This is a genomic window from Streptomyces sp. NPDC060194, from assembly GCF_042728285.1.
In the GTDB taxonomy this organism is placed as follows: domain Bacteria; phylum Actinomycetota; class Actinomycetes; order Streptomycetales; family Streptomycetaceae; genus Streptomyces.
Window position 1 is genome coordinate 45,866 of sequence record NZ_JBHWZH010000002.1, and the last position, 13,284, is coordinate 59,149.

The 13,284-nt window shown below is 73.8% G+C and carries 10 protein-coding genes; 3 read left to right on the plus strand and 7 right to left on the minus strand.

Annotation, left to right across the window (positions count from 1 at the left end; genetic code table 11):
- Positions 1–2: 2 nt before the first annotated feature.
- Positions 3–1,298, minus strand: coding sequence for a glycosyltransferase (locus ACFWEG_RS00790; protein ID WP_387207634.1), 1,296 nt, complete (start codon positions 1,296–1,298; stop codon positions 3–5).
- Positions 1,299–1,906: 608 nt separating this feature from the next.
- Between ACFWEG_RS00790 and ACFWEG_RS00795 the strand changes: the two genes are divergently transcribed.
- Entirely contained in the window at positions 1,907–2,425 is a 519-nt protein-coding gene (locus ACFWEG_RS00795; protein ID WP_387207636.1) for a hypothetical protein, read from the plus strand.
- A 97-nt stretch (positions 2,426–2,522) separates the two neighbouring features.
- Here ACFWEG_RS00795 and ACFWEG_RS00800 read toward each other — a convergent pair whose 3' ends face one another.
- The 5 genes from ACFWEG_RS00800 to ACFWEG_RS00820 form a co-directional block, all read right to left on the minus strand.
- Positions 2,523–3,836 carry an MFS transporter gene (locus ACFWEG_RS00800; RefSeq protein ID WP_387207638.1) on the minus strand — a complete coding sequence of 438 codons (1,314 nt, stop codon included), beginning with the start codon at positions 3,834–3,836 and terminating at the stop codon, positions 2,523–2,525.
- Positions 3,837–3,915: 79 nt separating this feature from the next.
- Entirely contained in the window at positions 3,916–4,674 is a 759-nt protein-coding gene (locus ACFWEG_RS00805; RefSeq protein WP_387207640.1) for a class I SAM-dependent methyltransferase, read from the minus strand.
- 343 nt (positions 4,675–5,017) lie between these two features.
- Positions 5,018–7,171 carry a UvrD-helicase domain-containing protein gene (locus ACFWEG_RS00810; protein ID WP_387207642.1) on the minus strand — a complete coding sequence of 718 codons (2,154 nt, stop codon included), beginning with the start codon at positions 7,169–7,171 and terminating at the stop codon, positions 5,018–5,020.
- An 83-nt stretch (positions 7,172–7,254) separates the two neighbouring features.
- Entirely contained in the window at positions 7,255–8,538 is a 1,284-nt protein-coding gene (locus ACFWEG_RS00815) for an McrC family protein (RefSeq protein ID WP_387207699.1), read from the minus strand.
- A 104-nt stretch (positions 8,539–8,642) separates the two neighbouring features.
- Entirely contained in the window at positions 8,643–10,433 is a 1,791-nt protein-coding gene (locus tag ACFWEG_RS00820) for a DUF4357 domain-containing protein (protein WP_387207644.1), read from the minus strand.
- 81 nt (positions 10,434–10,514) lie between these two features.
- Here ACFWEG_RS00820 and drmB point away from each other — a divergent pair, with 81 nt between their 5' ends.
- Both drmB and ACFWEG_RS00830 read left to right on the plus strand, forming a co-directional pair.
- On the plus strand, positions 10,515–11,522 hold the full coding sequence (gene drmB / locus ACFWEG_RS00825) for a DrmB family protein (protein ID WP_387207646.1): 1,008 nt from the start codon (positions 10,515–10,517) through the stop codon (positions 11,520–11,522).
- Between the two features lie 2 nt (positions 11,523–11,524).
- Positions 11,525–12,640, plus strand: a complete 1,116-nt coding sequence (locus tag ACFWEG_RS00830; RefSeq protein ID WP_387207648.1) for a hypothetical protein — start codon at positions 11,525–11,527, stop codon at positions 12,638–12,640.
- A gap of 55 nt (positions 12,641–12,695) precedes the next feature.
- On the opposite strand, the gene ACFWEG_RS00835 is transcribed toward ACFWEG_RS00830, so the two are convergent.
- Positions 12,696–13,130 carry an ATP-binding protein gene (locus ACFWEG_RS00835; RefSeq protein WP_387207650.1) on the minus strand — a complete coding sequence of 145 codons (435 nt, stop codon included), beginning with the start codon at positions 13,128–13,130 and terminating at the stop codon, positions 12,696–12,698.
- Positions 13,131–13,284 lie beyond the last annotated feature (154 nt).

Consider the following 13,284-nt stretch of genomic DNA (forward strand, 5'->3'; position numbering starts at 1 on the left):
GATCACTTCCGTCGGAGGGTGCGGCCCGGACGGCGGAAGACCGCCAGGCGGAGGACGGTGAAACGGACCAGCGTCACCGCGCCCGAGGCCGCGGCCAGGACCGCGGCCTCGGCTCCGGCCGAGGCGGACGGGACGAGCCGGGTGAACCACAGGACGGCGGCGGAGGTCACCAGGTAGCCGAGGACGAACAGCCCGCCGGCGCCCAGGTGCGCGCGGGCCGGGCCCGCGTCGGAGTGCGCGAAGGTCAGACGCCGGTTCGCCTCGGTGTTCAGCACCGTGAGGACCAGCAGCGAGACCAGGGCCGCCAGGGCGGGGGGCCACCAGCCGCGCATGACCCAGTAGAGCAGGGCCTGCCCCGCGGTCGAGACGAGGCCGACCGCCGCGAAGCAGCCCAACTCCCAGGTCAGCAGGGAGCGGCCGGAGGCGGGAGCGAGAACGGCGTCGGGATGCTCCGCGGACGGGGCGGGACGCGGTGGCACGGGCACCTTCGCCCGCCCGGACGCCTTCAGCCGCGCCATCCGCCACAGACCCCGCAGGTCGTCCCTGGCGGTGCTCACCACGTCGACCCGGGTGTCGACGTCCTCCACCCAGTCGACGGGGACCTCGTGGACGCGCATCCCGTTGTGCTCCGCCAGCAGCAGCAGCTCGGTGTCGAAGAACCACGCGTCGTCGCGCGCCACCTCCAGCAGGGGCCGCAGCACCTCCGTGCGGACCGCCTTGAAGCCGCACTGCGCGTCGGTGAACCGGACACCGTGGGTGAGGCGGACGATCGCGTTGTAGCAGCGCGAGATCGCCTCTCGGCGCGATCCGCGCACGGTCCGGGCGCCGGGAGCGAGCCTGCTGCCGATCGCCAGGTCGGAGTGGCCGCTGGCCAACGGGGCGATCAACGGCAGCAGTCCGTCCAGCCCGGTGGACAGGTCGACGTCCATGTAGGCGGCGATGTCAGCCTCGCTCGCCGCCCACACCGTCCGCAGGGCGAGCCCGCGGCCCTTGCGGTCGAGGTGGACGACCTCGACCCCGGGCAGGTCGCGGGCCAGCTCCCGGGCGACGTGCAGGGTCCGGTCGGTGCTGGCGTTGTCGGCCACGACGATGCGCCACGAGAAGGGGAACCCGGCGCGGAGCCGGGAGTGCAGGGTGCGGACGCATCCCGGCAGCGCCTGCTCCTCGTTGTGCACGGGGACGACGATGTCCACCGTCGTCGTACGGGTGCGGGCGGTGCCGCCGGAGGCCGGGTGCTGGAACGCGGCGGTCCGGCGGCGTGCGTCGGCGGTGGCTGTTCTGTTCGGACTCGGTGGCATGGCGTTCCTCAGCGAGGCGGCAAAGGGGGGCCTGTCGAAGGCCGCCTCCGACTGTGGCGGGCGCAGATGGGGGGAGCCGGGGAGAAGGCTGGGAGTTGTGTGGGAGGGCCCGGGTCCGGATGCCGACCGGAGGGGCCGGGAGGTGGGGGAGGGCGGGGGCGCCGGCCCCGGGGCCCCGGGCTGCGCGGTGCGGTGGCGCGGGGTGACGGAGACCGCGGGGATGGTGCGGGTGGGGGTGCGGGCGCGAGCGCGGGTGCGGTCGTGCGAGCGCGGACGGCGCTCCCGCCCGCACCGCAGCGAGGGCACGGGGAGCGCCGCGGCGACGGCGCAGGCCACCTCGGACGGGGCGCGCGGCACGCGTGTCCCGCCGTTCAGCGGGTGGCGCGCCCGTCGACCGAGGTCCGTCGACCGGCGGCACGAGGGCCGGAGCGGGTGCGGCGGCGGTCGTGTCCCGTCGGACCAGGGGGTGCGGCGCTGCGCGCCGTTCCGGGCCGCGGGCCGTGGAAGGCGTGGGCCGGGGCGGGACCGCCCCCGGAAAGCGTTGGACCCGCTGGTGGGACGCGCCGTAGGGTGCGGGCGCGATGTGGTCGGCGGGGAGGCGCGGGGGGATGTCGGGGCTGTACGAGGTCTGGCGGCGGGCGGAGGTGTCGCGGCGGATCGACGTCCTCTCGGGGTTCGTCGCGATGTGCGTGTCGGGGGACGACGTCGCGCGTCGTCGCCTCGCCGAGCTGGTCGCCGGTGCGGAGGCCGCGCTCTCCGCCACCCCTGGGGACCTGGAGACCGCCGCCGAGGCCCTGGACGAACTCGTCCGGTGGGCCGACACCGAGTGGAGCGACCACCCTTGGCGTCCCGTGGAGGCCCGGCCCGAGGAGGCCGACCGTCAGACGCGGGACTACGCCAAGGATCTGCGGCGCGGCATGGCGCCGCACGCCGTCCACGACGACATGGGCTGCCTCGAACTCCGTTTCGAGGTGCGCTTCCTGGCCCTGTGCCGCCGACCGGAGCTGGACTGCCCGACCCGGCAGGACCTCTTCTACGTCGCCGGGCGCGCCGCGATGGCCCTCGACCTCGGGCACCTGGACGTGGCGGAGCGGGAGATCCGGCGGATGGAACGGGTCGGGGCGTAGCGCCACGGGCGTGGGGCCACGAGCATGGGGCCACGGACATGCCGCCACGGCAGTGCCGCAGCGGCCGTCGCGCGTCGTCCGCGTCCGGCCGCCCGCGTCAGGCGGCGTCGCGCGGGGCGAAGTCCAGGTCCGCGTGGCGGACGGCGCGGGAGGCCGTCGAGACCGTCGCGCCGAGCATGCTGATGCAGCCGAAGAGCAGGAAGGTCGGGCCGGCTCCCCACGCCTCGACGAGGAGGCCGAAGACGGGGAACATCACCGGGGTGATGCCGACCGCGCTGAGCGCCTGGACGGAGGCGACCCGGCCCTGGAAGGCGAGCGCGGTGTTGGACTGCATGAGCGCCATGGACAGCCCGCCGCAGAGGCCCGAGACCATGCCCGAGACGAGCGCGGCGGCGGCGGCGAGACCGAGGTTCGGCATGACGCCGATCAGGCCGATCCCGGCTGAGGCGACGATCAGGGTGACGTTGTGCCAGTGGCCGGCGCGGGCGAAGCGGCCGCGCACGACGAGCAGCAGCGAGGTCGTGCAGACGCCGGCGCTGAGCGCGGCGTTCACCCAGGCGCCGCCGGCGGGGCCCCAGCCGCGTTCCTCGGCGAGCAGGATGACGCCGACCGCCATCGGCGGGATGCAGCCGATCATGGACAGCAGTCCGGAGAGGACGAGCGGCCCGACGACGGGCTCGTGGCGCAGGTAGACGATGCCGTCGACGAGGTCGCGGCGGGCGGTGGAGTCGACGGCGGGCCGCTCCTCGGGCGGCAGCGGCGCGAGCCGGACCGCGACCAGCAGGACCAGCGAGAGGGCGAACAGGACGCCGGTCACCGCGAACGCGGCGGCGGGCCCGCCGAGCCCCATCGAGAACCCGGCGAGGGGCGGCCCGGCGATGTGCCCGGACCGCTGCACCAGGTTGCGCAGGCTCTGCACCCGCATCAGCTGGTCGCGGCCGGTGAGCCGGGGCGGCATGGCGCCGACCGCCGGCATGAACAGCGCGTCCACCATGCCGAAGACGAGCGCGAGCGCGACGAGCAGCCAGAGGCCGGGGGTCGTGAACGCGAGCGCCGCGGCGGCCGCGAGGATCACCACGGCGCGGACCGCGTCGGACGAGATCACCACCCGGCGCGGGCCGAACCGGTCCGCGATCACCCCGCCGCCGAGCATCAGGATCGCCCGGGGTATCGCCCCCACCGCCATCACCAGCCCGACCTGCGCCGGCCCGGCCACCTTCTGCGCGGCCCAGCCCAGCGCCACGAAGTACGCGGCGTCCCCGACCACGGACAAGGTGTACGCGGCCAGCCACCGCAGGACGTTGCCGTCCCGCTGCACCGGCGTGGAACGGACGACGGCCGGCGCGGCCGCGGCCGTGTCCGGGACGGGCGGGGCCACGTCGGGGCGGGGTTCATCTGCTCGCGAGGTCACAACCGCGCATGCTCCCCCACAACGCCGGCGACGTACAACGCAATTGCCGGCTGCGGACGCCCCGCCCCGCCGCCGGCGACTACTCCACCTTGCGCGCGACCACCCGGTAGTTCTCGGCCTCACCGTCGAACGTGCTCAGCTCCGTCCGGAGCCCGACCCGGTGCAGCGCGGCTTCGAGTTCCTCGTAGCGGTAGGGCCAGCAGGACAGCACCTCCGAGCGGACGACGACGGACCCGGTCGCGTCGACCTCCGCGATCGCGATCTCGATACGGTGCTCCGCCTCCCAACGCGGCGCGATCTCCCAGCGGTAGACCACGACGGCGTCGCGACCGTTCCGGCGGACGAGTCGGTCACCGACCTCCAGCCGGGAACCTCGGGCCCTCACCCGTTCCCACGTGCGGGACGTGAGGACCAGGTGTCCCCCCGGGCGCAGAAGCCGTGACATCGACTCCAGAGCGGCACCCCTGGCTGCCGCGCCCGCGGCATGGCACAGCGAGTTGCCGACGCAGAACACCATGTCGAACGCGCCGTCCCGGAAACGGTCGGGCAGCTCCTCCCAGCTCGCCCGTACGGCCCGGACGGACGCCCCGAACTCCTCGGACAACTCCGCAGTCCTGCGAACCATCGCCTCACTGGCGTCCGTTGCGACCACCCGCATACCACGCCCCGCGAGGCCGACCGCCAACTGCCCGGTTCCGCACGAGCAGTCGAGGACGTGCGCCTTCGGGGGCAGGAGATCGAGGACCTCGCCGAACGACGCCGCGAACTCGGCGGGCGGTACCTTCGCATCCGAGATGAGCCATTCGTACACCTCGGCGAGTACGTCATAGCCCGTCACCACTACCTCCGTCACGCACGGGACTTGCGGCAGAGCATCAGTCCATCAGCGGAGGACGTCGGACACCAACGGCTTTTGCGAAAATCCGCGGCCGCCTCGATGTTGCACGGCGGCAGGCCGGCCGGCAGCGCGACCTCGAGGGCTGCCCGTGCCGGTTGCTCCTGCGCCTCGGCGAGTGCCGCGCCTCACGGCCCTGGGCGCGAGACGGCGTACCTGCTGTGGACGGCGGTCGGCCGCCCTCCAGCTTGGAGTCGCAGCCGCACACGAGGCCATCTCCTACCAGGCCTCCACGAAACCGCAGGTCGCCACCGCGAACTGACGTCTCTTCCGAACCCGGAGCGGTTCACCCGGAAAAGGGACGCGAGGGCGGTGGCAGGAACTCGCTCGGCTGCCCGGACCAGGACACCCGCAGCGCCTCCCTGGCCCGGGTGCACGCCACGAACAGCAGACAGCGCTCGCGCAGCAGGTCCGCGGTGTGCTGGAGGGGGTCCACGTCGCTGGGCGTGATCTCCCGGGTGAACGGTACGACCCCGCTGGACGCGCCGAGGACGGCCACGGCCCGGAACTCCAGGCCCTTCATCGCGTGCATCGTGGCCAGCCGCACCCCGCCGGCCCCCTCCGGCACGGGCCCCTTGACGCGCACGGCGGGGATGCCGGCGGCCTTCAGCCGGTCCCCGGTCTTGTCCAGCGCCAGGTTGAACCGTGCGCACACCCCGATCTCGTGCGGTGCGATGCCGTCACCGACCCACTTCCGGATCTGCTCGACCAGGGCAGTCACCTCGTCCTGCTGGTTGGCGAAGCCCTCGGTGTCGGGCCGGCGCCCGTGGAGCAGGGACCGGTACCCGGCCAGCGAGTCCGCGCCGCCCTCGCCGTCCATCGCCTCCACCGTGACCGGGGTGAGCAGCCGTGCGGACCAGGAGAGGATCTCCTCCGTGGAGCGGTAGTTGACGCGCAGCCGGAAGCTCCGCCCGGCGGTGTGCACACCCAGCGAGCCGAGGGTGACGCGTGAGTCGTAGATCCGTTGGTGCGGGTCGCCGGTGAGGAACAGGTCGTCGGGGGCGGGCGCGACGGCGGCGCGCAGGACGCGCCACTGCGCGGGGTGGAGGTCCTGCGCCTCGTCGACGACGACGTGCCGGTAGCCGGGGCCGTGGGTGCCCAGCAGGTCGGCCGCTCGGGCGCAGACCGCCAGGTGGGTCGTCTCGCCGCGCTCGCGCAGCAGGCGTGCGAACAGTTCGGTCGCCTCCCACACCGTCTTCCGGCGGCCCGGGCCGAGGGCTGTGCCACGGCCCCGCCGTGAGGCGAGGAGGTAGGAGTCGAGGTCGCGCAGGTTCTGGCCGAGGACGACGTGCCGGTACTCCTGGGCCAGGAACTGTTCGCCGAAGGGGGTGCCGAGCCGCTTGACCACCTTGCCCCACAGCTGCCGCTGCTCGCGGTCGCCGACCGGGTGCGGGGTTCCGGCGTCGTGCGCGCGGACGACGGAGTTGGCGTACGCGTCGACCGTGGTCACGTCGACGCGGTCGAGGAGGTCCTGGTCGGCGTCGAGGAGCAGCGCGAGGCTGTCGCGCAGCCCCGCGGCGAGGGCGTTGGTGTACGTGGTCAGCAGGATGCGGCTGTCCTCGTCGCGTCCGAGCAGGTACTTGACGCGGTGCAGCGCCGCGACGGTCTTGCCCGTGCCGGGGCCGCCGGTGACCTGCACCGGACCGCCGTAGGAGGTGCGGTAGGCGACCCGGCGCTGGGAGGGGTGGAGGAAGACGCGCCAGGCCGCGAAGGGCTTCTCGAGCGCTTCCTCGAGCTCTCGCGGGCCGGTGACGAGGCGGATGCGCGCGGTGGTGTTGGCGACGACGGTGGCGAAGTCCTCGACCGGCTCGGCGGGCGCGTCGAGGGGGCGGCGGTCGGCGACGACGTCGCGGTAGACCTCCTCCGGGCTGAACCCCTCGGCGAGGTACTGGAGCACCTCCAGCTGGTCCTCGGGCAGGAGTGTCGCGAAGGCCTCCAGCTGCGCCTTGTCCGCGAGGGAGCGGGCGGCGCGCAGGACCTGGTCGTCGATGCCGAGTTCCCGCAGCGTGCTGTCGGAGACCTTCTCGAAGAGGAGCCGCGGGGCCGTGCGGGCCGCCTGTTCGTACAGGGGGGTCAGCTCGTCGAGTGCGACGGCGTTGCGGACCTCCAGGGCGCGGGTCGCGGTGTTCGCGCTGTAGAGGCGCTTCGCGGCCCAGGTGTACGCGTCGTCGTGCGGTAGCACGTTGACCAGCAGGAACATGTCGCTGCCGTCGTCGGGGGCGAGGACGACGCCGCGCCAGAAGTCCGTGATCCGGATCGTCCGCATGCGGGGGTCGCGGGACTTCTCGACCGACTCCAGGTGGAGTCCCTTGTCGGCGTTGAGCTCGGCGATGGTCAGGGCCTGGAACTTGGCCATCGCCTTGCGGACGCCGGTGCGGATCTGTTTGTCCAGGCTGTCGTAGCCGTCCCAGAAGCTGTGGGCGAAGGCGAGCCGTGGCATCTGATGTCCCCCTGGTGTGCGGTGAGCGATACGCGGTGTGCGGGTGAGCAGGTGGCGCGGTGCGAGCGGATGACGCCCGTGGATCAGGTGGCGTCGTGCGGGGCCACCAGGCGGGCGGCCAGGGTGCGGAAGGCGGCGATCAGGTCGGCGGGCTCGCGGTCCAGGTCCAGGGCGTGCTGGTGCAGCCGGATGCTTCCGCGGCCGGCGGGTGCGTCCCGCGCGCGCCGGTTGTCGGGCACCTCGTGGACCTGGCCGGCGCTCTGCCCGGCCGCGTAGACGAGGTGGCCCTCGTCGAGGCCGAGCGCCGTGCAGTACGCGAGCATCTGGTACAGGTCGGCGTTCGGGTACGCGCCGCCCTTCTCCTTCTTGTACTTGGCGTCGACGACCGCGACCGGGGTGCGGCCGTCGGACGCGTGGACGACGAGGTCGGGGAGGAGCTTGACGCGGCCGGCGACGTCGAGTGCGTGCGGGGCCTGGAGGCGCCCGTGGAGTCCGTGTTCGCGCACCGCCTCCCGCAGGGCCACGGTCACGAAGTCCTCGAAGACCTTGTTCATGTCGAAGAGGAACCCGTGCAGGGGCAGCGCTCCGGGCCGGTGCTCGGGCGACATGCCCTTCAGTACGGTCTCCGCCAGCCGCAGCGCCGGCTGGTAGCGCGCGTTCAGGCGGGAGGCGGTCCACGCGGGCAGTTCGCCGCCGCGGACCAGCGGGGCGGCGTCGGCCAGGCGGACCCGCTGGTGGTGGAGGCGCCGGCGGACGTCGGTGGGGACGCCGGGCAGGCGCAGGAGGTGTTCGCAGGCCGCGCGGAGGATCCGGTTCTCGGGGATGTCGGGGGTGTAGGCGTCGTAGGCGATCTCCAGCGGCGGGGTGCGGCCGAAGCGCCGCCGGATCTGCTCCGCCTCCCGGATCCGCCCCCGGACGACCAGTGCGGACTCCTCCACGCGCTGGTAGCCCTGGAGCGAGCCGTGCCGCAGGGCCTGGTCGATCTGCCGTTCCACCGCGTGGGCGAGAGCGGGTACGACGTCGTCGTGCGCGCCGGTGTGCACGGTCCCCTCGCCCTCCCGCCGCCAGGCGCGCGCGGGGTCGAGACTGAACCCGAGGAGGAAGAACAGGCGGCGGACGGTGGTCTTGGGGGCGATACGCAGGGTCACGGCCGGCTGGTCGCGGGCGTGACGGCCGTGGAGGCCCGGGGTGGCGGCGGGTATCGGGATCCGGACCGCGCCGACGCGGCTGCCGGCGCGCAGCAGCCAGTGCCCGGGGCGGGCGGGGTCCGGGCTGGCGCTCTCCAGGACACCGGAGGTGGCCAGGGCCAGGCCGGCCGCCGGGTCGAGGGGGACGGAGCGGGCCGGGGCGTACTCCCGCAGGGAGATCGTCCACGCGCTGCCGCCCGGGGCGGGCGTCGTCGCGGCCCGCGGGGCGTCGGGTTCCCGGACACCGGCCTTCGGGTCGTCGACCTCCGGGTCGTCGAGCGGCGTCACGGCAGGGCCTTGCGCAGGGCGGCGAGCCCGTACCGGCTGTCGATGTCAATGCCCTCGCCGTAGTGGTGCTCCTCCAGGAGCGGCAGGATCTTCGTCCGCCAGGTGCGGTCGAGGCCGCCGGGGCGGTGGACGCCCGGTTTCATCAGGTACGAGGGGCCGATGGCGAACTCGGGCTCCGCCAGGCGGTCGTTGAGTTCGTCGAGGAGGCGGGCGCATTCGGGGTCCTTGCCCTCGCGCTCCAGCCATCGGGCCAGCAGGCCGCGGGTCGGTTCGGCGCGGGGGGAGAGTTCGACGAAGGCGAAGCGGCGGCGCATGGCGGCGTCGACCAGGGCGATGGACCGGTCGGCGGTGTTCATGGTGGCGATGACGAAGAGGTTGGGCGGGAGGGCGAAGTCGTCGCCGGAGTAGGTGAGCCGGACGGACTTCCTGCGGTACTCGAGGAGGAAGTACAGCTCACCGAAGATCTTGGCGAGGTTGCCGCGGTTGATCTCGTCGATGATCAGGAAGTGCGGGATATGGCGGTTGCCCTCGCGGGAGGCGAGGTCGGCGAGTTCGCGCAGCGGCCCCGCGGTGAGCCGGAAGGCGACCTCGCGGGTCTCGGGGTCCTCGGCGGGGCGGAACCCCTCGAAGAAGTCCTCGTACGCGTAGGAGGGGTGGAACTGGACGAGTGTGACCTGCTCGGCGCCGCCGCCGAAGTGCTCGGCGAGCTTCATCGCGAGGTAGGTCTTGCCGGTGCCGGGCGGCCCGTAGAGCACCAACTGGCGTTCGTCCCACAGGAGCTCGCGCACCTCGTCGAGCCAGCCGGGGTCGTGGACGAGGAGGTCGTCGGCGAGTGCGGGTGTGACGGCGGGCAGGGCCAGTTCCCGTGGGGGCTCGGGCGACTGCTCCTCGGCGGTCTGGGTGGGCGGGGGCCCGGCCAGCGTGGCCAGTATGTCCGCGACGGAGGTGAGGTCGACGACATCGTGCTGCACGGAGAGCTTCTGCTGGAGCTCCTCGGGCAGGTCCTCGTAGGGGTGCCCGTCCCGCCGCCAGGTGACGGTGCGGCTCAGGTTGGACAGACCGCCGGGGGAGTCGGCCTGCCGCGCCTCGCCGGTGATCCGGCCGAGGAACAGCTGTCCGTCGGAGAGGGTGGCGAGGGTGTCGCCGACGCGCATCTGGGTGAGGAAGGCGTGCAGGTCGTCGACGAGTCCGCGCTTCTGGCTGTACGAGGCGGTGCCCTCGTACCCGCCCTCGACATACCGGCGCAGGGTGCTCTTGGTCGGGTCCGTCTCGTCCATGGGCGGCAGGTGGGCGCCGGCCAGGGACACGATGCCCTCGGGGAGCCACAGTCGCCGCACCAGGTTGTGTCCGGAGACGTTGGAGCCGCGCACGAGCCAGGCTTTGCGGGGGGTGCGCAGGTTCGGCTGGAGGTAGTCGGCGAGCGGGTGGCCTTCGTCGTCGCGCCAGTTCTCGGGGCCGCCGGCGCCGTATCCGAGGACGAGGGAGGCGGCAGCCGAGGAGGAGTTGCACTCGATGTCGCGGGTCGTCACCCAGTAGCGCGGGGCCTCGCCCGGGGAGTGCATGAGGCCGGGGGCGTCGGCGAGGGAGCCGTCAGCACGCAGCGCGGCCCGCTGACGGCGGGCGTGGTCGCCGAGGGCCGGCCACTCCGTGACGCAGACCGGAGATCCCTGGAGCAGAAGGAACTTGAGGGAGCCGTTGTTCCCGGGCGTGGTGAGCAGGCGCCCGTGCGCGAGGAGGCCGCCGCCGGGGAGCTTGAGGCGGAATGTGGGCTGGTCCGGGTGCGGCATACGGCAACCTTCCTTGCAGCGAGGCGACTTCACCGCAGCCTACGTGTTGACGGTGTCAATGGATATCGCTTCCGTCGCGCCATGGTCCAGGAGGACACCGGCGTCACCGAGACCCTCCTCGACCAGCTGGTCGCCGAAGCCACCGGCTCACCCGCATCTCCGTATCCCTCCGCAGCCGGACCCGGCACCGGGAAGGTCGATCTCAGCCGCGACGAGTGGGACGCGTTCACCGCCGCCCGCCTGCCCGAACCCGCGAAGGAGTTCGCGGTCCGCCGCGGTGGCCTCGGCCTCGACGGCGAGAAGGAGGAGCCCTGGGCAGCCCTCGACGCGCATATCGACGGCGTCGTCCTGGCCGACCGCCTCCGCGAGGTCCGCGCCCTGACCGGTTTCCGCCGCCACTCCCTCACCGGTGCCCTCGTCCCCTCCGACACCAGCGGCCGCCTGCGGTGGCTCCCGGCCACCGAGGTGTACGGCGAGGGGATCGTCCTCAGCCTCGACGAGCAGCGCCTCACCGCCTGGGAGGCCGATCCGCGCGTACGGGCCCACGTCCAGGGCGTCCGCGCCGACCTCGACGTCTCCTTCCGCGGCGAACAGCTCGCCGAGACCGCGGGCGACGAACTGTCCCCCCGCTTCGTCCTCCTGCACACCCTCGCCCACCTGCTCATCCGCCAGCTCTCCTTCGAGTCCGGGTACACCACCGCCTCCCTGCGCGAACGCGTCTACGGGCGCCCCGAGTACCAGCAGCGAGGGCTGCTCGTCTACACCGCGACGGGTGACGCCGAAGGAACCCTCGGAGGCCTCGTCCGCCAGGGGGAGGCCCCGCACCTCGCCGAGACGCTGCTGCGCATGCTGGAGGCCGCCGCCTGGTGCTCGGCCGACCCGCTCTGCGTCGAACACAGCGGCCAGGGCTTCGGCAACCTCAACCGAGCCGCCTGCCACGCCTGCACGCTGCTCCCCGAGACGAGCTGCCAGACCGGCAACACCCTCCTGGACCGCGCCCTGCTCGTCGGCTCCGACCACGTCCCCGGCTACTTCGCCGACGTCCTCACCGCCGGCCGCGCGGCCGCGGCCGCCACCGCCCTGGGATGACCATGACCGCCGCCCAAGCCCCCGTCCTCCACCCCGACCTCACCGCCGCCCAGCGCGACTGCCTCGACGCGCTCCCGCTGACCGGCCGACACCTCGTCAGCGGTCCGCCCGGCAGCGGCAAGAGCCTGCTGGCCGCCCACCGCGCCGTCCACCTCGCCCTCACCGGCCGCCCCACCGTCCTGCTGACCCGGTCCAACCTGCTGCGCCAGCTCCTGCGCGACACCCTGGCCGGCCTCACGGTCCCCGGCACACCGATCGAGGCGGCCACCGCCCACAGCTGGATCGAGCGCCGCTTCGGGCCCGGGCTGTCCCGCACCCCGGACGGCTGGTACGACTGGCCGGACCTCTCCTACCGGGCCGCGGCCACCGTCGACGCCGACGAGACGGCGGTCACCCCGCACCTGGTGGTCGACGAGGGGCAGGACCTGCCGCCCGGTTTCTACACCCTGGCCCGCGTCGCCGCCGTCTCCGTCACCGCCTTCGCCGACGAGTGCCAGCGGCTCACCGAGACCCACTCCACCCTGGCCGAGATCGCCACCGCCCTCGGCCGCGCGACCGGCCGCACCACCGTCGACGGCAACCACCGCAACACCCGCGAGATCGCCTCGCTTGCCGAGTTCTACCGCGTCGGCGGAGTCCGCCCCGCCCTCCCCGCCCGCAGCGGCCCACGCCCCGCCGTCCGCCACTACACCGGCCCCGGGGCCCTCGCAGATGACATCGCCGCCCAGGCCTCGCGGCGGCCGCACCACCGGGTCGGCGTCATCGTCAACTCCCTGCGCAGCGCCGCGGATCTGATGCGCCGCCTGGAACGGTCCGGACTGGCCCACCCGCCCCAGCTCTACAGCTCCCAGGCCGTCTCGGGCCGCTACCGGGACCTCGACCTCGTCCGCCCCGGCGTCGTCCTCGTCCACCGCGCCAGCGCCAAGGGCCTGGACTTCGACTCGGTCGTCATCGCCGACACCGAGAGCGACTCCGCCACGGACCCCACGGCCGCCGACCTCCGCATGGCCTACTACGTCATGATCACCCGCGCCCGCGAGCACCTCGTCCTGGGCTGGCAGGGCACCCGCCTGCCCCGCCACCTGGAAGGGCTGGGCGGGTGGGCGACGACGAAGTGAGCCGGCGGGGCGACGGGTCCGGGCGAGGCCCCGCGCCGGCGGAGCACGCGCGGGCTCAGGACAGTTCGGCCACCACGGTCTTGCCGCTGGGCGGGTAGGGGACGGTGTGCAGGTGGTCGGTGAGGGCGGCGACGAGCGCCAGGCCCCGGCCGCCCGAGCCGAGCGCGTCGGGCGGGGCGTCCGGCGGGGGGACGCGCGGCGCGAGGTCGCCGCGGGAGTCGGTGACCTCCACCCGCAGCGCACCGGCCGAGGGGTCGTAGGCGAGCGCGAGCCGGAAACCGCGTCCCGGCCGGCGGCCGTGGAGGACGGCGTTGGCGGCGAGCTCCGCGACGACCAGTTCGGCACGCTCCGTGAGGTCGTGCGGGGCCTCCCAGGACCTCAGCTCGGTCACGGCGAGCAGCCGGGCCAGCCGGGCCCCGCGCCGCGTGGACGACAGGAGCTGGTGGAACGTCCGTACGGGTGACGAGAGTTGGGAATCGATCTGATGCATGGTGCCAGCGTGACCGCGCTGACGGGCCGGGGCCAGGTGCGGACCCCGTACGCGGAGTCAGCGTACGGGCACGCGGGGTGGACAGTACGGGCGGTACGTGGTCACGCTGAGTGGACGAGCGGTGCGGGACCGTCGAGCGGTCCGGGCCGGGTGC